This is a genomic window from Halalkalicoccus jeotgali B3 (assembly GCF_000196895.1).
GTDB classification, from domain to species: domain Archaea; phylum Halobacteriota; class Halobacteria; order Halobacteriales; family Halalkalicoccaceae; genus Halalkalicoccus; species Halalkalicoccus jeotgali.
Genome location: NC_014297.1, coordinates 948,414 through 966,554, shown reverse-complemented (window position 1 = coordinate 966,554; position 18,141 = coordinate 948,414). Strand labels below are relative to the sequence as shown.

At 65.9% G+C, this 18,141-nt stretch carries 23 protein-coding genes; 13 read left to right on the top strand and 10 right to left on the bottom strand.

What is annotated here, in order from left to right:
- Nucleotides 1-2: 2 nt before the first annotated feature.
- Nucleotides 3-887, bottom strand: coding sequence for a fumarylacetoacetate hydrolase family protein (locus HACJB3_RS04805; protein WP_008414494.1), 885 nt, complete (start codon nt 885-887; stop codon nt 3-5).
- A 126-nt stretch (nt 888-1,013) separates the two neighbouring features.
- Between HACJB3_RS04805 and HACJB3_RS04800 the strand changes: the two genes are divergently transcribed.
- Entirely contained in the window at nt 1,014-1,649 is a 636-nt protein-coding gene (locus HACJB3_RS04800; RefSeq protein WP_008414492.1) for a TetR/AcrR family transcriptional regulator, read from the top strand.
- A gap of 1 nt (nt 1,650) precedes the next feature.
- On the opposite strand, the gene HACJB3_RS04795 is transcribed toward HACJB3_RS04800, so the two are convergent.
- Nucleotides 1,651-2,598 (bottom strand): VOC family protein, encoded by a 948-nt coding sequence (locus HACJB3_RS04795; RefSeq protein ID WP_008414491.1) that lies wholly within the window; start codon nt 2,596-2,598, stop codon nt 1,651-1,653.
- A 59-nt stretch (nt 2,599-2,657) separates the two neighbouring features.
- On the opposite strand from HACJB3_RS04795, the gene HACJB3_RS04790 reads away from it, so the two are divergent.
- Together HACJB3_RS04790 and HACJB3_RS04785 are read left to right on the top strand one after the other, a co-directional pair.
- Nucleotides 2,658-3,062, top strand: coding sequence for a DoxX family protein (locus HACJB3_RS04790; RefSeq protein WP_008414489.1), 405 nt, complete (start codon nt 2,658-2,660; stop codon nt 3,060-3,062).
- A 74-nt stretch (nt 3,063-3,136) separates the two neighbouring features.
- Nucleotides 3,137-3,367, top strand: a complete 231-nt coding sequence (locus HACJB3_RS04785) for an Lrp/AsnC family transcriptional regulator (protein ID WP_008414487.1) — start codon at nt 3,137-3,139, stop codon at nt 3,365-3,367.
- Between the two features lie 11 nt (nt 3,368-3,378).
- On the opposite strand, the gene HACJB3_RS04780 is transcribed toward HACJB3_RS04785, so the two are convergent.
- Complete coding sequence (locus HACJB3_RS04780) at nt 3,379-4,428, bottom strand: thiamine pyrophosphate-dependent dehydrogenase E1 component subunit alpha (protein WP_008414485.1); 1,050 nt, start codon at nt 4,426-4,428, stop codon at nt 3,379-3,381.
- A gap of 71 nt (nt 4,429-4,499) precedes the next feature.
- Between HACJB3_RS04780 and HACJB3_RS04775 the strand changes: the two genes are divergently transcribed.
- Nucleotides 4,500-4,811, top strand: coding sequence for a hypothetical protein (locus tag HACJB3_RS04775; protein WP_008414484.1), 312 nt, complete (start codon nt 4,500-4,502; stop codon nt 4,809-4,811).
- Here HACJB3_RS04775 and tmk read toward each other — a convergent pair.
- On the bottom strand, nt 4,808-5,386 hold the full coding sequence (gene tmk / locus HACJB3_RS04770; RefSeq protein WP_008414482.1) for a dTMP kinase: 579 nt from the start codon (nt 5,384-5,386) through the stop codon (nt 4,808-4,810). The two genes, HACJB3_RS04775 and tmk, sit on opposite strands and share 4 nt — an antisense overlap.
- A 91-nt stretch (nt 5,387-5,477) precedes the next feature.
- Between tmk and HACJB3_RS04765 the strand changes: the two genes are divergently transcribed.
- The 4 genes from HACJB3_RS04765 to cofG all read left to right on the top strand — a co-directional run bounded on the left by HACJB3_RS04765 (nt 5,478) and on the right by cofG (nt 9,426).
- The gene (locus HACJB3_RS04765) at nt 5,478-6,347 is read left to right on the top strand and encodes a complex I NDUFA9 subunit family protein (RefSeq protein WP_008414481.1); all 870 of its coding nucleotides are present in this window, start codon (nt 5,478-5,480) and stop codon (nt 6,345-6,347) included.
- A 128-nt stretch (nt 6,348-6,475) separates the two neighbouring features.
- Nucleotides 6,476-7,657, top strand: coding sequence for a tubulin/FtsZ family protein (locus tag HACJB3_RS04760; RefSeq protein ID WP_008414479.1), 1,182 nt, complete (start codon nt 6,476-6,478; stop codon nt 7,655-7,657).
- Nucleotides 7,658-7,703: 46 nt separating this feature from the next.
- Entirely contained in the window at nt 7,704-8,315 is a 612-nt protein-coding gene (gene cofC, locus HACJB3_RS04755; protein ID WP_008414478.1) for a 2-phospho-L-lactate guanylyltransferase, read from the top strand.
- 37 nt (nt 8,316-8,352) lie between these two features.
- Nucleotides 8,353-9,426: a 7,8-didemethyl-8-hydroxy-5-deazariboflavin synthase subunit CofG gene (gene cofG, locus HACJB3_RS04750; protein ID WP_008414476.1), complete on the top strand. Its 1,074-nt coding sequence runs from the start codon at nt 8,353-8,355 to the stop codon at nt 9,424-9,426.
- On the opposite strand, the gene HACJB3_RS04745 is transcribed toward cofG, so the two are convergent.
- Both HACJB3_RS04745 and cofH read right to left on the bottom strand, forming a co-directional pair.
- The gene (locus HACJB3_RS04745; RefSeq protein ID WP_238532827.1) at nt 9,395-9,958 is read right to left on the bottom strand and encodes a metal-dependent hydrolase; all 564 of its coding nucleotides are present in this window, start codon (nt 9,956-9,958) and stop codon (nt 9,395-9,397) included. The two genes, cofG and HACJB3_RS04745, sit on opposite strands and share 32 nt — an antisense overlap.
- A 64-nt stretch (nt 9,959-10,022) precedes the next feature.
- On the bottom strand, nt 10,023-11,369 hold the full coding sequence (cofH, locus tag HACJB3_RS04740) for a 7,8-didemethyl-8-hydroxy-5-deazariboflavin synthase subunit CofH (protein WP_008414473.1): 1,347 nt from the start codon (nt 11,367-11,369) through the stop codon (nt 10,023-10,025).
- A 105-nt stretch (nt 11,370-11,474) separates the two neighbouring features.
- Between cofH and HACJB3_RS04735 the strand changes: the two genes are divergently transcribed.
- Nucleotides 11,475-12,125 (top strand): HAD family hydrolase, encoded by a 651-nt coding sequence (locus tag HACJB3_RS04735; protein ID WP_008414471.1) that lies wholly within the window; start codon nt 11,475-11,477, stop codon nt 12,123-12,125.
- On the opposite strand, the gene HACJB3_RS04730 is transcribed toward HACJB3_RS04735, so the two are convergent.
- Nucleotides 12,122-13,081, bottom strand: a complete 960-nt coding sequence (locus HACJB3_RS04730) for an LLM class flavin-dependent oxidoreductase (protein ID WP_008414469.1) — start codon at nt 13,079-13,081, stop codon at nt 12,122-12,124. The genes HACJB3_RS04735 and HACJB3_RS04730 overlap by 4 nt on opposite strands.
- Before the next feature lie 70 nt (nt 13,082-13,151).
- Between HACJB3_RS04730 and HACJB3_RS04725 the strand changes: the two genes are divergently transcribed.
- A complete protein-coding gene (locus HACJB3_RS04725) occupies nt 13,152-13,955 on the top strand; it encodes an N-acyl homoserine lactonase family protein (protein ID WP_008414467.1) in 804 nt (267 codons plus the stop codon).
- On the opposite strand, the gene HACJB3_RS04720 is transcribed toward HACJB3_RS04725, so the two are convergent.
- Entirely contained in the window at nt 13,952-14,698 is a 747-nt protein-coding gene (locus tag HACJB3_RS04720; RefSeq protein WP_008414466.1) for an NAD-dependent protein deacylase, read from the bottom strand. The two genes, HACJB3_RS04725 and HACJB3_RS04720, sit on opposite strands and share 4 nt — an antisense overlap.
- 38 nt (nt 14,699-14,736) lie before the next feature.
- Complete coding sequence (locus tag HACJB3_RS04715; RefSeq protein ID WP_008414464.1) at nt 14,737-14,970, bottom strand: hypothetical protein; 234 nt, start codon at nt 14,968-14,970, stop codon at nt 14,737-14,739.
- 128 nt (nt 14,971-15,098) lie between these two features.
- On the opposite strand from HACJB3_RS04715, the gene HACJB3_RS04710 reads away from it, so the two are divergent.
- Entirely contained in the window at nt 15,099-16,112 is a 1,014-nt protein-coding gene (locus tag HACJB3_RS04710) for a phosphoribosylaminoimidazolesuccinocarboxamide synthase (RefSeq protein WP_008414462.1), read from the top strand.
- On the opposite strand, the gene HACJB3_RS04705 is transcribed toward HACJB3_RS04710, so the two are convergent.
- Complete coding sequence (locus HACJB3_RS04705; protein ID WP_049934533.1) at nt 16,109-17,056, bottom strand: formyltetrahydrofolate deformylase; 948 nt, start codon at nt 17,054-17,056, stop codon at nt 16,109-16,111. The two genes, HACJB3_RS04710 and HACJB3_RS04705, sit on opposite strands and share 4 nt — an antisense overlap.
- 153 nt (nt 17,057-17,209) lie before the next feature.
- On the opposite strand from HACJB3_RS04705, the gene purS reads away from it, so the two are divergent.
- Both purS and purQ read left to right on the top strand, forming a co-directional pair.
- Complete coding sequence (purS, locus tag HACJB3_RS04700; RefSeq protein WP_008414458.1) at nt 17,210-17,461, top strand: phosphoribosylformylglycinamidine synthase subunit PurS; 252 nt, start codon at nt 17,210-17,212, stop codon at nt 17,459-17,461.
- Nucleotides 17,458-18,129: a phosphoribosylformylglycinamidine synthase I gene (gene purQ / locus HACJB3_RS04695; RefSeq protein WP_008414456.1), complete on the top strand. Its 672-nt coding sequence runs from the start codon at nt 17,458-17,460 to the stop codon at nt 18,127-18,129. Before purS ends, purQ begins: the two co-directional genes overlap by 4 nt.
- Nucleotides 18,130-18,141: the final 12 nt, after the last annotated feature.

Sequence of the window (18,141 nt, the reverse complement as noted above, 5' to 3'; positions counted from 1 at the left end):
TCTCAGGTGTGCCGGCAGGTGTTGGTCAGCTCGCCGATTCCTTCGATACCGATCGTCATCGTATCGCCGTCCTCGAGGAGGACCTGTGGCTCGCGGAAGTAGCCCACGCCGTCGGGCGTGCCCGTGTAGATCAGGTCGCCCGGTTCGAGGGTGAACGCCCGGCTACAGAACGCGACGAGGTCGGCGATATCGAAGATCAGATGGCGGGTGTTCGCGTCCTGCAGTCGCTCGCCGTTGACCTCCGCCCAGATGTCGAGGGCGTCGATATCGTCGATCTCATCGGGCGTGACGAGGTCCGGTCCGAGGGGTGCGAACGTATCGAGGCTCTTGCCCCTGACCCATTGCTCGTCGGCCATCTGGAGGTCACGTGCCGAAACGTCGTTGCCGACCGTGTAGCCCGCAACGTACTCCAAGGCCTCGCTCTCGTCGACGTTTCGCGCCCGTTCGCCGATCACGGCGACGAGTTCGGCCTCGTAGTCCACTTCCGAGGTGAGTTCGGGGTCCCACTCGACCGGTTCGTCGGGGCCGACGATCGACTGGGGGAACTTCGAGAACAGGACCGGTTCGTCGGGCGCGTCGAACCCGCCCTCGTCGGCGTGATCGGCGTAGTTCAGTCCGACACAGATCACCTTCTGTGGGTCGGTGATCGGCTCGCGCTGGGTGAGTTTCGCCCGGTCGTAGAGACCGGTTCCGGTTTCGAGGGCGTGGGCGAGCGCGAGATCGACCTTCTCACTCCATTCCCATTCGCTGAGGATCCTACGAAGGTCCGCCGGGAGCGAGACACCGGCGGCGTCGGCCGCCTCGTCGAGTCGGACGACGTCCCCCTCGCTCTCGACGCCCGCCCACGGTGCAGTACTCGCCGCCGATTCGAACTGTCCGAGCCTCATCGTTTCGCCTCGTGTTCGCCACTGGTACTCATGGCCCACCATGAGACGTACAGCCACATACCTTTTACCATCTGGTAGGTCCCTCGCGACAGTGAGTATAAGCCTTCGAGTCGCGATTCGTCCTACATGAGCAGTCCCGATGGGCGAACCTCCTCGGAGGAGACGCGAGAGGCGATCATGGAGGCGACCTTCCGCGCACTCAGCAAGCACGGCTACGCCGACCTCCGGATGCGCGATATCGGCGAGGAGTTCGAGATGACCCGGCCAGTGATCCACTATCATTACAACAGCAAACACGAACTGATCTCGTCGTTTCTGGAGTACGTCATCGCCCAGTACAAAGACGACGACACGATCGACGCCGAGGACCACTGGGACCACCTCGGAATCAGGATCGACCAGTGTATGTTCGGCCCGGATATCGACGGGTTCGACCACTGGGAGCGAATGACGGTATATCACGAGCTGTTCTCGCAGGCCCAGCACAACGAGACTCACAGGGAGTTGTTCAACGAACACTACGAGGGAATGGTCGTCGGACTCGCGGACGTACTTCAGGCGGGAATCGACGACGGGACCTTCGCCGAGGTCGACGCCATGGAGTTCTCCCAGCTACTGACTGACGTCATTCACTCGGCGCGAGCACGCCGAATCTCGCTGGGACAGAACGATGCCCCCGAACAGGCGCGCACGGCGATCGACCGGTTCGTCCTCCCGCGTCTCGTTCCGAACGTCAGCGTCGAGATTCCGACGACTGAGTAATTCAGTCGACGGTGATATCGGGCAGCTGTTCGTCGATGTATTCGATATCGACATCGAGCCAGTCGGGGACTCGGAGGGTATCGCCGAGTTCGGAGACGTCCTCGTCGAGGGTGACGCCCGGCCCCGTCGTCGCGAACTCGAAGATCGATCCGCCGGGTTCGGTGAAGTACATCGACCAGAAGTAATCGCGGTCCTTTCGAGAGGTGGTGATCAGGTCGGCGTCGCGAAAGCGCTCGCTCCATTCCTTCTGCTCCCATTTCTCGCCGGCGTCGAACGCGACGTGGAGGAAGGTTCCCGTTCCCATCACGCCCTGCGGGGCGTTCGGGCGGATCAGCACGTCGACGAACTCCGCACCCCTGCCCTCGCCGGGCGCCTGAAACCGGACGCGGTCGCCGGCCTGTGGCTCGTCGTGGCGCCCGACCCGGTCCCAGTCCATGGTCTCCAAGGCCCGGAAACTCCCCGCGGGGTCGTTCGAGTGGACCGTGACGCTGTGGAGCCCCCGAATCCCGTGTTCTTCGGGAACCGGGCCGTCACCCCACGCCTCGATATCCGACTCGCCCGTGACGAGTTCGAACGGCGTTCCGTCGGGGTCGGTAAAGCCGATGGCCGTCTCGTCGAACCGTTGTTCGACCGTGTGTTCGACGGCGTGTTCCTCGAAGCGGTCGGTCCAATACTCGACCGATCCCTCGGGGATCACCAACCCGGCGGCGCTGAGTTGGCCCTTTCCGACGCTCCCCTCGGGCATGTCCGTGATCGGGAAGAAGGTCACGATCGAGCCCGCAGTCCCCACCTCGTCGCCGTAGTAGAAGTGATAGATCTCCTCGGGGATGTCGAAGCGAACGGTCCGTTTGACGAACCGTAGTCCCAGCACCTTCCGGAAGAAATCGAGGTTTTCCTGTGCGTCGCTCGCGAACGCGGTCACGTGGTGTAAGCCGTTGATCTGTCCCATGATGGCACGGTCTTACCAAGTGGTAAATCTATAAATACCTACCGGCCATAGAGACTCGTATGAGCCAGAGACAGGACTCCGCGGCGAGGAAGCGCAACCCACCGGCACTGCTCGGCCGACTGCTGTTCGGCGGGATGTTGCTCGCCGCGGCGATCAACGCCTTCCGGGGGATGGAAGGACAGATCGCCTACGCCGAATCGAAAGACATCGAGTACGCGAACTACCTCGTTCCGTTCACGAGCGGGATGCTCGCGTTCGGGGGGATCGGAATCGCACTCTGGCGATTTCCGCGACTCGCGGCCGGCGCCGCCGCCACGTTCCTCGCGGGCGTGACCCCGACGATGCACGACTTCTGGAACGCTCCCGACGAGCAGCGACAGAACGAACTGAACCACTTCATCAAGAACGGCGCCATGCTGGGCGGGGCGCTTTCGTACCTCTATCGGGCCTGCCGGGAGGAGTAAGCGGGCTCGACAGCGAGCTCCGAACGTACCGGCGTGCAAAGGCTTTTGATTCGTGCCATCGAATGTCATGCTAGATGGTTCACGCATTCGTGATGGTGAAGACGGACGCCGGGAAGGCCGAGGCGACGGTCGACGCCGCCCGTGAGGTCGCGGCGATCGTGGAGGCACACATCGTCGCGGGGGACTACGACGTCATCGCCGAGGTCGATACCGAGGAGGTCTACGACGTGTTACACACGGCCTCCACGGAGCTGCAGGGCCTCGACGGCGTCGCCGAGACCAAGACCTATATCTCGCTCGATTGAGCCGTCCTTCGCTATCGGTCCGGACGTCCTGAATCGTGTTTTCGAGCGTGTTCGAGCAGCCAGTCGCGCTGTCTCGCCAGTCGGGGCGGGACCTCCTTGAAGACGGTATCGAACACCGCTTCCGGGCGAGCTTCGGACCCCGACTCGGCCCGTTCGACCGCCCCCCGGAGCTCCTCGTCGGCGTCCGCCTCGACCCCCTCGACGAACGCCCCGTCGAGGAGTCCTTCTTCGCGGAGGTACGTCTCGTAGCGTTCGAGGGGATCGGCCGTGCGCCACTCGGGGAGGTCCGCCGCGTCCTCACTGCGATAGCGCGAGGGGTCGTCGCTGGTGGTGTGGGCGCCCCGGCGGTATGTCAGACTCTCGATGAGCACCGGTTCGCCCTCCCGGGCCTTCGAGAGGGCTTCACGAACGACGGCGTAGACCGCGAGCGGGTCGTTGCCGTCGACTCGCGTGCCGGTGATGCCATAGGCGTCGGCCTTGATCGCGATGGAGTCGCTTGCGGTCTGGCGTTCTTGGGGAAGGGAGATCGCCCACCCGTTGTTCTCACAGAAGAAGACCGTCGGTGTCGAGAACACGCCCGCGAAGTTCAGCGCCTCGTGGAAGTCCCCCTCGCTGGTCGCGCCGTCCCCGAAACAACACAGCACCGCCCCCTCGTCGTCCCGATAGTCGATCGCCATCCCCAGACCGACCGCGTGGGGGAGCTGGGAGGCGATCGGAACCGTCTGGGGAAGCGTCGGGAGGTCGTGATCGGATGCGAACTCGGGATGGCCCCGCCGAAAGCGAAACAGGTCGCTCATCGGGACGCCGCGGGCGATTTGGGTGGCGTTCTGTCGGTAGGTCGGCACCAGCCAGTCGCGTTCGGCCATGGCGTGGGCCGCGCCGACCTGCGAGGCCTCCTGGCCCGCGAAGGGCGGATAACCGCTCATCCAACCGCGGCGCTGGAGCGCTATCGCGCGCTCGTCGAAGCGCCTCGCGCGAACCATGTCCCGGTAGAGTGCCCGCGCGCGCTCCTCGTCGATGTCGGTCGCGGCGAGGGGATGGTCGTCGATAACGCGATACATGGCCGGATCGACTCGCGGCGAACGCAAAGCGATTCCGATACCGAAAAGGGCGTGGCCCCCCTACGACGGCCATGGTCAGCCTCGGAGCGGTCGTCGGGCTCGCGGTCATCGTCGGGGTCCACACCGTGGTGGCGTCGGTCCTCATTCGCTTCTTCCGGCTGCGCCTCGACACCCGCGGGGGGATGGTGGTGTTCTCGCTGTTTCTCGTTCCCCTCGTCCTGGGGATGTCGCTCCTGTTTTTCGGTCAGTTACCGATCTTCGGGGCGATCGACCGCGGGACGGTGTTCCTGGTGACGATCCTCATGCCGCTTCTGTTGGGCTTTGCGATCGACCTGTTCTGGATGCCCTCGCCCGAGGAGGTCGATCTCGCTCGGCGGACCTAGAGCACCTCCGAGAGGACCCCCTCGACCCGATCGAGGACCGTTTCGGGCGAGCGGGTGGCGTCGATCCGGACGAACCGCCCGGGCTCGGCGTCGATGAGTCGCTCGTAGTTCGCCCGGACGCGCCCCAAGTACTCGGACTGTTCGAATTTGTTGCTCGCACCGCTGCGTCTCGCGCCCGTCTCGGGATCGACGTCGAGGTAGATCGTCAGATCGGGCGAACGGGTAAACGGCGAGTGAACCCCCCGGACGTACTCCATCGGGCGATCGATGGCGCCGGCCAACGCCGCGCCCTGATACGCGTAGCGCGAATCGGAGTACCGATCGGAGATCACCAGTTTCCCCGCGTCGAGGGCCGGCCGGACGACCCGCGAGAGGTGATCGGCATGGTCGGCGGTGTAGAGGAACAGTTCGGCAAGCGGGTCGGCTTCGGCGTCGGAGATCGAGCGCGCGACCGCCTCGCCGTACCACGAGTCGGTCGGTTCGCGGGTGAAGACGGCGTCGGGGTATGTGTCCTGGAGGGCCTCGTGGACGGTGCTCTTGCCGCTGCCGTCGAGGCCTTCGAGCGTGAGGAGCATACCGACCGTTTCACCGAGGCGCAGTATAGTCTGTCGGAGTCGCCGACCGGACGGGGGTAGGTTTACGACGGCGCGGACACAGATACGAAATATGAAGGTTCTCGTAACCGGCGGGACGGGATTCATCGGACGACATCTCTGTGCCAAGCTCGCACAGCGGGGCCACGACGTGACTGCACTCGCGCGCTCGCCGGACGCGAGTTCCCTCCCGGCGGATGTCGCCGTCGAACGGGGAGACGTCACCGACCGCGGAACGCTCGATTTCGCGGGCCAGGACGTGGTAGTGAACCTCGTCGCGCTCTCGCCGCTGTTCGAACCGAAAGGCGAGAAGACCCACGAATCGGTCCACCTCGACGGGACGCGAAACGTCGTCGACGCCGCCGAGGCGGCGGGCGTCTCGCGGCTGGTACAGATGAGCGCACTCGGTGCCGATCCCGACGGGCCGACGGCGTACATCCGCGCGAAGGGCAAGGCCGAGCGCGTCGTCGAGGCGTCGGAGCTCGACTGGACGATCTTCCGGCCCTCGGTAGTGTTCGGCGACGGCGGGGAGTTCGTCGAGTTCACGCGGAAACTCACCCCGCCCGTGATCGCGCCGCTGCCCGGCGGGGGCCGGACGCGATTCCAGCCGATCTGGGTCGAGGATATCGCATCGCTGCTTGCCGACGCCGTCGAAGACGAGCGCCACGTCGGCGAGACCTACGAGATCGGCGGCCCCGAGGTGCTGACGATGGCGGAGGTGGCGAAACTCTCCCGGGGCGGCGGGGTGACGGTCGTCCCGATCCCGATGGCGTTCGCCAAGATCGGATCCGCAGCGATCGACCCGCTGCCCTTCATCCCCTTTGGAACCGATCAGGTCCGGTCGCTCGAGTTCGACAACACCACCCGCGAGAACGACCTCGGAGCGTTCGGCGTGAACGAGGCCGACTTGCTGACTCTCGAGGAGTACCTGAACGGTCGATAGGCCGTTTCGACCCGGTCGAGCGGTTCGCCGTCGTGTACTATCGATCTAGTATTAATTTAATCCTATTTTTATCATAAGACATATGTACTCGATGCGACCATTTAGTCCAACGGAGAATTGTCTGAAATATGAAACTCGCGATGATCGGGTTCGGGCAAGCCGGCGGAAAGATCGTCGATCGGTTCCTGGCGTACGACGACCGCACCGGGAGTGCGATCGTCCGTGCGGCGATCGCGGTCAACACCGCCAAGGCGGACCTGCTCGGACTCACACACGTCCCCGAAGAGAGCCGCGTACTGATCGGCCAAGCACGAGTAAAGGGCCACGGCGTCGGCGCTGACAACGAACTCGGTGCGGAGGTCACCGAGGAGGACATCGGCGAGATCCAGGGCGCGATCGACGGGATCCCCACCCACGAGATCGACGCCTTCCTCGTCGTGGCGGGCATGGGCGGTGGGACCGGAAGCGGCGGCGCGCCCGTCCTCGCACGCCACCTCAAACGCATCTACACCGAACCGGTCTACGGGCTCGGCGTCCTGCCGGGCAGCGACGAGGGCGGGATCTACACGCTCAACGCCGCCCGGTCGTTCCAGACGTTCGTCCGCGAGGTGGACAATCTGATGGTCTTCGACAACGACTCGTGGCGCAAGACCGGCGAATCCGTCGAGGGCGGCTATCGTGAGATCAACGAGGAGATCGTTACCCGCTTTGGCATCCTCTTTGGCGCCGGCGAGGTCGGCGCCGGCGACGAGATCGCAGAGAGCGTCGTCGACTCCTCGGAGATCATCAACACCCTTTCGGGGGGCGGGGTCTCGACGGTGGGCTACGCATCGGAGGCCCTCAGCCGGGAGGAGTCGAGTGGCGGCGGGTTACTCTCGCGCTTTACCGGCGGGAACGAACCCGAGATCGATACCGCTCACACGACAAATCGGATCACGAGTCTGGTCCGCAAGGCTGCACTCGGCCGATTGACGCTTCCCTGCGAGATCGAGGGGACCGAACGCGCCCTGCTCGTGATGGCCGGTCCGCCCCGGTATCTCAACCGCAAGGGGATCGAACGCGGCCGGAAGTGGATCGAACAGCAGACCGGTAGCATGGAGGTTCGGGGCGGTGACTACCCCGTGTCTGGCGCATCGGAGGTTTCGGCTGTCCTCCTCCTGTCGGGCATCAACGACGTGCCCCGGATCCGCGACCTCCAGCGGGTCGCCGTCGAGGCACAGGACAACATCGAGGACATCCGCTCGGAGCGCGATACGAACCTCGAAGGGCTGGTCACCGACGACGGCGACGAACTCGATCCGCTGTTCTAGATCGAACCCCACCCCCTTATTAGCTCCCGCGGCCGATTCGCCAGCGATGCGCGTCGTCGTCCCGTTTGCCACGGTCGATCCGAAAACTCGACTCTCGGGGCCACTCGATCCCGAGGAGCGACGCGAATTCTCGCGAGCGATGCTCGGGGACGTACTGGAGTCGGTTCGGGAAGCGGGCGGCGAGCCCGAAGTGCTCGCGACCGCTCCCCTCGACGTTGACACTCCCGCGACCGTCGACGACCGGCCGCTGACCGAGGCGGTCAATGCGGCCCTCGAACCCGAAACTGCGGTCGTGATGGCCGACCTGCCGCTCCTCACCGCCGAAACAATCGAAGGGCTGTTCGAGACCCCCGGCGACGTCGTGCTCGCGCCGGGCCGCGGCGGCGGGACGAACGCCCTCCTGTCGAGGGAACCCGAGTTCCGGGTCGACTACCACGGCGGCTCGTTTCTCAAACACCGCGCGAGCGCGTCGGAGATCGGATCGGTGGGGGTCGTCGACTCCCATCGGCTCGCGACCGACATCGACGAACCCGCCGACCTCGTCGAGGTGTTGATCCACGGCGAGGGGCGGGCAGTCCAGTGGCTCCGGGAGGCGGGGTTCTCCCTGGTTCGAACGGAGAGTCGACTGGCGGTCGATCGAGCGCCGGACGGCCGGTAGCCGTGGGTTTTTGTCGCTGGATGAGTAGTGAGAAACGATGATCCCGGGTGCGGCCGAACACGACGTCGATCTCACATTCGACGAGCGCGAGATCGATCAGGCGCTCTCCGTCGGCCCCGAAGACGTCTCGCCGGCCCCGACGCTCACCTTCGCGCGCAACGTCTTCGTTCCCCTGACGACGGCCTGTCGCTATACGTGTACGTACTGTACGTACTACGACCCGCCCGGTCGGGCGACGCTCCTCTCTCGCGAGGAGGTACGAGAGATTCTCGAGAGGGGCGTCGAGGCGGGCTGTACGGAGGCGCTGTTTACCTTCGGCGACGATCCCGACGACCGCTACACCGCGGTTCACGACCAGCTCGCCGAGTGGGGCCACGATTCGATCCACGCCTACCTGCGCGAGATGTGCGACCTCGCACTCGACGTCGGCATCCTGCCCCACTCGAATCCCGGCGATCAGACCGAAGAACAGATGGCCGCGGTCAGCGAGGTGAACGCGAGCATGGGCGTCATGTTGGAGACGACCGCCGACGTGCAGGCCCACGGCGGTCCCCGGGCGAAGTCGCCGGGTCAACGGCTCGCGACCATCCGCACCGCGGGCGAACTCGGGGTCCCCTTCACCACCGGAATCCTCGTCGGGATCGGCGAGGGGTGGCGTGATCGGGCCGAAAGTCTGCTCGCGATCCGCGAGCTTCACGAGCGCTACGGGCACGTCCAGGAGGTAATCGTCCAGCCCGTCTCGAACAACGAACGGTGGCGCGAGGGCTCGCCGGAGCTCGAAACGATGCGCCGAACCGTCGCGATGGCGCGTGCGACCCTGCCCGAGGAGGTCTCGGTGCAGGTCCCCCCGAACCTCGCGCCGGTACGGGAGTTGCTCGACTGCGGGATCGACGATTTAGGGGGCGTCTCGCCGGTCACCACCGACCACGTCAACCCCGATTACGCCTGGCCCGCGCTCAGGGAGCTAGAGGACATCGCCGACGGGGCGGGCGTCCCCCTCGAGGAGCGCCTGCCGGTCTACGACCGCTACGTCGAGTCGGAGTGGATCTCCGAGCGGGTGCGTCGGGGGATCGACGTACTCACTCGGAGTCCTTTATCCAGTCGGGCGTGAGCTCGGGCATGCGCTTTCTGATCGCCGTGTAGATGACCGACACCCCGAGCGCCGCGAGCATGACGTTCCTGACGACCCCGTCGTAGAGGGCAAGCACAGGCAGCGTGACCACACCCATCAGCGCGAGGTCCTCGGGCGCGCCGTCGTAGCGGACCCACCGCCGGGGGGTGATCCAGCGCCCCAGCGCGTGGGCGTAGACCGCCTGCTGGGAGGTCCGTTCCCACGGGCGGAGTTCGTGGCCCGCGCCCACGGCGTCGGTCACGGCGTGGACGGTCGCCCCGAGGGCGAAAAACGCCGCCCCGACGCTCACGAGGGAGGGCGCAAGGGCGGCCCAGACGGTCGCGGGCAGGGCGAGGACCCAGCCGACGATCGGGAAGTGAAGCGTCTTTCGGTGGGTTCCGACGAGGAGGTCGAGGTCGGGGAAGACACTCCCGAGGAGGGCGGCGACGGCGGCGACGACCGCGAACTCCGGCAACACGAGGACCGTCACGGACGCCATCGCCACCCCGATGGCGCCGTGAGTGGTGTTCATCATCCCCCTACACTACGTCGCGGAAGGCATAGGCGTTCCGAAGCGTGTGATTAGCTAGCGTCGGTCACTCGACGACCATGGGCGACCCGTCGGCCCGCGGGCCCAGCAGCGGCCCGTGGGATCCCTCGCCGGGATCGATCCGGCGTTTCTCGCGATAGTCGGTCGAGCGCTCGACCGGCACTCGCCCGACCGAGGCGATCATCTCGACGAGATCGGAGACGTCCCGGAACTCGCCGTGTTCCCCGCCCGCGCGCTTGGTGATCTCCTCGGAGAGGATCGTCCCCATGAAGTCGTTGGCGCCACACGAGAGCATCTTCAGGCCCTGCTCGTCGCCGTACTTCACCCAGCTGGACTGAATGTTCTCGACGTTGTCGAGAAAGAGCCGCGAGACCGCGATCATGAGTTCGTCCTCGTGGGTGCTCGCCCCGCCCGTGACCACGTCGCGCTCGTACAGCGGCGTCGACTGATGAATGAATGACAGGGGCACGAACTCGGTGATGACGCCGGTCCGGTCCTGGAGGTCCCGGACCCGCTTTAGGTGCATCGCCCGGTGGGCCTCGTTCTCGACGTGGCCATACATGATCGTCGCGGTCGTATCGAGTCCCACGTTCGCCGCAGCCTCGATCGCGCGTTCCCACTCGTCGGAGCCGATCTTGCCCGGACAGATCACCTCGCGGACCTCGTCGACGAGGATCTCCGCGGCGGTTCCCGGAACCGAGTCGAGTCCCGCCTCCTTCAGTCGCCCGTAGACCTCCTCGTAGCTCCAGTCGGTGCCCCGGCGGGCGTGATACGCCTCCTCGGGCGTCATCGAGTGGACGTGGACGTCCCCGACCGCCATCGCCTCGATCTGCTTGACGTAAGTATGCGGATCGGTGGCGTAGAGCTCGGGCTGCTTGAAGTTCAGTTCGGGGCCCTCGTCCGCGCTTTGCAGTATTTCGAGGTGCTCGGCGTCGAGCGCAAAGGCCGGATGGAGCCCGGAGACCGAACAGACCTCGTAGATCCCCATTTCGAGGGCCTCGGAAACGATCTCCCGGGACTCTGCTGGAGTTTTCGTAAAGCCGGGATGCTCGACGTCCGAACCGCGCTCGAAGTTGCTCGCGGTGTCCTTGAAGTTACAGAACAGACAGCCCGTATTACAGGCCGTGGTGAGGTTGTTGTTGAGGTTCGTGACGAACGTGACCTCCTCGCCGACGACCTCCGCGCGCCGTGTGTCGGCCGCCTCCAGTACCAGTTCCTTCCGGTCGGGGTCGATTCCCGCGCTTTCGGATCCGGTCGTCAGCAGTTCGGTCGCGTCCGCGACGGAGAGCCGCTCGCCCGCGCGTGCCTTCGCGAGCGCGTTCTCGAAGGACTGGTCGGTCTCCGGTCGGTGATCGAACGCGAACTCCCGTTCGACCGCGGGCGTGACGGCCATCACCGTATGGCCGCCCCGCAGGAACAAAAACCTGATCGATGGGGCGCTCGACGGGAGTCTCGGCCATCGACAGCGATAAGCACCGATGGTCGGTAGCCCCTCATCATGGACGCCGTGTTCTTCGACATCGGCGGCGTGCTCCTCGATTCGGCCACGGTCCGGCAGGCCCACGAGCGCTTCGTCAGCGACCTGTACGCCCGCAGCGAGGTCGACGATCCCGAGAGCGCCCTTGAAACGTGGCGCACGGAGTTGGGTGCGCACTTCCGCGAGCGCGAGGGGACGGAGTTCCGATCCGCGCGGGCGGGCTACGAGCGAGCGATCGATGCGCTCGGCGTCGACGGGGAGTGGGAGTCGACTTTCGAGCGTGTGCTGGCCGAGACGATCGAACCGAACCCCGGAGCGGTCGAGGCCGTCGAGACGCTCGCCGGACACGAGGTCCATCTGGGCGTGATCAGCGACGTCGACGCCGAAGAGGGGCGGCGGATCCTCGATACGTTCGACGTTCGCGAGGCGTTCGACTCGGTCACCATCTCCGAGGAGGTCGGGTGGACGAAACCCGATCCGGCGATGTTCGAGACGGCTCTCGGAAAGTCCGAAACCGTTCCCGAGCGCTCGCTGATGGTCGGCGACCGGTATCGCCACGACATCGAGGGTGCGAAGGCGGTCGGACTGCGGACGGCGATCTACGGCGCCGAGGACGGGCCGGCGGTCGATCACCGACTCGCGGACCTCCGGGAGATCCCTGCCCTCGTTTAGGGCGCGAGTGTTTCGATCGTTCGCTCGGCCAGTTCTCTTCCTGCGTTCGAGGGCACCACGACGATCGGCTCGGTGATCGGGGCCGTCCCCGCGACCCGCTCGAACCGCTCGCGTGCCCCTTCAGGAGTTCCTGCCACCCCGAGCGCCTCGACCATCCCGTCGGTGACTTCCTCGCGGGCACGTCCGCGCTCGCCCGCCGCCCACGCGGTCGCGATCCGGTCGGCTTCGTCGGGGAAGCGTTTCGAGACCGCCCGGCGATAGCCCTCGCCGCTACCGACGTAGTAGGCGACGTGGCCGCGGATCGCCTCGCGCGCTGCTTCGGGGTCCTCGGCGACCGCCGCGGGGACGTACGGCGAGACGTCGAGCGCGGGGTCCCGGCCGGCCTCGCGGGCGGTTTGCCGGACGGTCTCGAACGCGTTTTCCAGCTCGTCGAACGGGATCATGTGTGGCAGCCAGCCGTCGGCGGTTCGCCCGGTCGCGCGGCGACTCGTCTCACCCAGTGCGGCGGCGTAGACGGATACATCGCCGTCGAGTGCCGGGAAATCCCGGACTGAAATGACCTCCCCGTCGTACTCGACGCGCCCCTCGCCCGCGGTGAACGCGTGGACGAGTTCAGCCGTCTCGTGCAGTCGGCGGACGGGCCGGTCGAACTCGTGGCCGTGGAGGTCCTCGATCGCCTTGGACGTGCTCGGGCCGATGCCCAGTCTGATCGGCCCGGAGGCGAGCGTCGAGAGGGACGAGGCCGCGCCCGCGAGTACCGCCGGCGACCGGGAGTAGACGTTAACGATGGCGGTCCCGAGCGCCGCGTCGGTGTGGGGCGCGATCGCCGCGAGCGTGACGAACGCGTCGTGTCCCCAGAGTTCGTTGGCCCAGATCGAGTCGTACCCCAAGGAGCCGATCCAGTCGGCAAAGTCGGGGGTTGGGTCGGTTTCGGGAATCAAGACGCCGCGTGACATACCGGCCGTTCGGTCGGGTGGGGCATGAACCCCGAGGTGGGTATAAGCCCGCCTCGTCCCAACGAAGGGTATGATCGACGCGACGATCACGCCGATCGACCGCGGGCGGGTCCGAGCCGACAAGAACTACATGATCGAGGGATACAAACTCGCGAGTGCGAGCGACCCGAACCCCGACGCCGAGATCGTCGAGACACCCGTCTACGATCTCGTGATCGAGCACCCCGAGGCGACGATCCTGTGGGACACCGGCTCGCATCCCGAGGCCGGCGACGGTTACTGGCCCGCGTACCTCTATGATGCCTTCGAGCACTACGATGCACACGACCACCCCCTCGAGGACGATCTAGAGCGGGCGGGCTATTCCCTCCCCGAGATCGACGCCGTGATCCAGAGTCACCTGCATCTGGATCACGCCGGCGGCCTGCACAATTTCGCGGGTACCGACACCCCGATCTACGTCCACGAGGAGGAGTTGAAACACGCCTACTACAGCGCGAAGACCGCCGCGGGCGATCCCGCGTATCTCGCTCGGGATTTCGACCACGATCTGAACTGGCAAGTCGTCCACGGCGAGCGCGAGACACACGTCGAGGGGATCGAATTCCTCCACCTGCCCGGCCATACGCCGGGACTGATGGGGCTTCGCTTGGCGCTTCCCGAAGCCGGGGCCGTGATCGTCGCGGGCGATCAGGCCTACGTCGCCGAGAACTACACCGAGGGGCTCCCGCTCGGGCCGACCCTTCTGTGGAGCAAACGGGACTGGTACGACAGCCTTCGATGGCTCAAAGAACTGGAACGCCGCGAGGACGCGACGCTGTTTTTCGGTCACGACCCCGACTCGCTCTCGCGTCTCGAAGGCGGGCTCCGCTAGGCGAGCCGCGCCGCGAGCGCGGGTAGGACTTCGGTCACGTCCTCGTGGAGGACGACAGCCGCCCGATCGTCGTGGGGTGTCGGGTCGAAGTTACAGACCGCGAGGAACCCATCACGGGCGGCGATCTTCGGAAGCGAGCCGGCGGGTTCGACCGTCAGCGAGGAACCGACGGCGAGAAAGACGTCGCTTTCCCTGGCGCGGCGCTGTGCCTCGGCCATGATCGCCTCGGGCAGCAACTCGCCAAAGAGCACCACGTCGGGTTTGAGAAGCCCCCCACAGTCACATCGGGGCGGACGCTCGCCCCCGCGAACCCGCTCGCGGACCGGCTCGGCGTCCCCCCTGTGCCCACAGTCCATACAGACCACTCTATGGGCGTTACCGTGGAGTTCGAACACTTCCCGAGAACCCGCCGCGGCGTGCAGGCCGTCGGTGTTTTGCGTGATTACGGCGTCGAGTCGTCCCCGTGACTCCATCGTTGCGAGCGCCTCGTGGGCGACGTTCGGCTCGATTTCCGTACCGAACATCGCCTCGTGAAGAGCCAGCCGGTCGGTCCAGAAGCCGGCGGGATCGGAGAGAAAACGTTCGATCCGGAAGTCCGCGGGATCGAACTGCGCGTTCCAGATCCCCTCCTCGCCCCGGAAGTCGGGGATCCCGGAGGCGGTGCTGAGGCCCGCGCCGGTCAGCGCGACCGTCGATTCGGCTCTACGGATCGCGCTCGCGAGTCGGTCGATCGCGTCGTCCATGACTCCGGTAGGACGGGCGGGCGAATAACGACCCGGATCTACCGGCGGAACGCGAGAAACCGCATGAGGGCCGAGCGGGCGCGGAGCGTTGCGGCGGGGATCCCGAGTCGGAACCGAAACGAGTCCCACGCGAACCGAAGCCGGTACTCGTAGTCGGCGACCTGACGGGAAACCGGCGCGTCGTAGCGGCCACAGTGCGTACACTCTCCGGACATCATCAGCGGGCAGTCCACGCCACGGGAGACACAGTCGGGGCAGAACCGGACGTTCATACGCTCGAGAGGGGATGACCAATAGTAGTTATACAGACATGAATTAGCATTAGCACGTCGCTAACGCGATCAACGGGAAACGTTCATGCCGGGGCCGAAACGACTCGCTCCATGAACGAGGGGAGACGATGACGAGCGTCAAGGAGTTTCATGTCGAGCACGAACCGACGGCGTCCGAACCGGGCGTGGGTGCGTTCGTCTTCACGGACGCCTACTCGGTGTTCGACTGGGGACGGATGCCCGATGCGATCCCGCGAAAGGGCGCAAGCCTCTGTACGATGGGTGCGTTCAACTTCGAATCCCTCGAATCGGCGGGGGTGCCGACCCACTATCGGGGCGTCGGCGAGGACGCACGAGCGCTCGCCGAGGTCGAGAACCCACCCGTTCGGATGGCGATCGATCTCGTGCAGGTACCCGAACTGCCCCACGAGGGGCGCGCCTACGACTACGACGCTTACCACACCGAGGCGGGCGAGAACTACCTCGTCCCACTGGAAATCGTCTTTCGGAACCGGGTCCCGGAGGGATCGAGCCTGCGGCGGCGAAGCGAACCCGGCGAGCACGGACTCGACTTCGAGGAGTGGCCCGATCGGCCGGTCGAACTCGAGGAGCCGATCGTCGAGTTCTCGACGAAGTACGAGGAAAGCGACCGATATCTCGCGCGCGAGGAGGCCGAGACGATAGCTGGAAAAGCGGATCTGGCGGCCCTCGAATCGGTCGCCCACGAGGTCGAGCGCGTCGTGAGCGAACAGGCGCGCTCGACCGGGTTCGTCCACGAGGACGGCAAGATCGAGTGTTGTTACGTCGACGGCGAGGTCCGCGTCGCGGACGTGGTCGGCACTTTCGACGAGAACCGCTTTTCCTACGCGGGCCAGCAGCTCTCGAAGGAGGTCCTCAGAGGGTATCACAAACGCACCCAGCCCGACTGGGTCGAGGCGGTCGAGTCGGCCAAAGACGACGCGAAGTCCGAAAACATCGCCGACTGGCGGGCGCTCTGTGGGCGCGATCCCGAGCCCCTCCCTACAGAAGTCGTCGATCTGGCCTCCGAGATGTACGCAGCAGGGACGAACGCCTACACCGACGAGGAGTGGTTCGCGGCCCCGCCGATCGATGCGGTGATCGAGCGGGTCCGGTCGCTCTAGTCGGTTAGCACCGCCCCGATCCCGTCGATCGGTCGATCCGGATTTATCTCGTCGACCGCGCGATCCATGCCGAGTTGGTACTCCCCGTCGCTCGCCCCCCGGAGTTCGGTGCGCCCGCGGTGGACGGCGATCGCCTTATCCAGGTGGAGCCGGACGGCCTCGAGTAACGCCTCGGCCTCGAGGGGTTGGCCACGGCGTTTGATCTCGTCGAGATCGGTGTCGTCGGGCAGGTTGAACGCCCGCTGGGTGATGATCGGGCCCTGATCGAGATCGGTCGTGACGTAGTGGGCGGTCACGCCCGCGACGCGCACACCTTCCTCGATGGCCTGACGGTAGGCCTCGGCGCCCGGGAAAGCGGGTAGCAGGCTCGGGTGGACGTTGATGATGCGGTCCTCGTAACGAAAGACGACGTTCGGCGAGAGGATGCGCATGAACCGTGCCAGCACGATCAGGTCGACCTCGTAGCGCTCGAGGAGTTCGAGCAGACGCTCCTCGCTTGCGGTCCCCGACTCGGTGCCGATATCGTGAAACGGCACGCCGTAGTGCTCACAGAGCGGTTCGAGGTCGGGGTGATTGCCGATCACGACGGAGATGTCGGCACCCAGTTCGTCGTTGGCCCACGCCTCGAACAGCGCTTCGAGGGGGTGACTCTCCGTGGTGACCAGCACGGCGATGCCCTGTGTCTCGCGGTCCGAGGGGAACCGGACCTGCACGTCGACGCCGAGGTCCTCGCCCAGTGCGTCGAGGGCCTCCCTGAGTTCCGCCCGGCTGCAGGTCATCGCGCTCGCGTCGACGTGCATCGTCATCCGGAACAGCCCGTCCCTGACGGCTTGATCGAGGTCCTCGATATTGATGTCGCGCTCGAACAGCAGCGTCGTCACGCGCGCGATCAACCCCGTCTTGTCGTCGCCGACGACCGTGATCTCCGTCAACGGCGGCGTCATCGTCGCCACCACACAGTCCGCGTCATTAGCCTCCGGTCGGTGGGTCACGGGCAAAAACGTGTCCGTCCGTCCGCCTCCACGGGAACGACTACACGTTCGTGTATGACCCCGTCGAGTAGAAAGAGCTTTTGAGCACGACCGCGCTTCTCGCGTATGGCCGCTTACACCGCGATCGTGACCGTTCGTCTCAAGCGCGGCGTTCTCGATCCCGAGGCCGAAACCACGAAACGGGCGCTCGAACGCCTCGAGTTCGACCTCGAAGACCTCCGGTCGGCCGACCGCTTCGAGATCGATCTCGACGCCGACTCGGAGACGGCGGCCGAACGGCGGGCCGACGAGATGGCCCAACGCCTGCTTGCGAACCCGACGATCCACGACTACGAGGTGGAGGTCGTTCGGCGATGATCACCATCGTCCGGTTCGGCGGCTCGAACTGCGACCGGGACGCGGAACGCGCGCTCTCGGCGATGGGGATCGAAAGCGAGATCGTCTGGCACGAGGACGGACTGCCCGAGGAGACCACGGGAATCGTCCTTCCCGGGGGCTTTTCCTACGGCGACTACCTCAGGGCCGGCGCGATGGCCGCCCGCTCGCCGATCCTACGCGAGGTCCGGGACGCCGCCGACGAGGGCGTCCCGATCCTCGGGGTCTGCAACGGCGCTCAGATCGGCAGCGAATCGGGCCTCACCCCCGGTGCCTTCACGACGAACGCGAGCGCGCGCTTTCAGTGCGAACGCGTTCACCTACGGGTCGAGAACGCCGGGACGCCGTGGACGGGAGGGTACGAAGAGGGCGAGGTGATCACGCTGCCGATCGCCCACGGCGAGGGACGCTTCGAGATCAGCGAATCCGAGTTGGATCGCCTCGAAGCGGAGAACCGGGTGCTGTTTCGGTACTGCGATGCTGCGGGCCGCGTGACGGCGGCGGCGAACCCGAACGGTTCGACGGGCAACGTCGCCGGAGTCTGTGGCAAACGCGAGTCGGTCGCGGTGCTCATGCCCCATCCCGAACGCGCCGTCCTCGCGGACGTCGGCGGGACCGACGGCCGCGGGATCCTCGACGGGTTCGCTTAGACCGAGGAATCC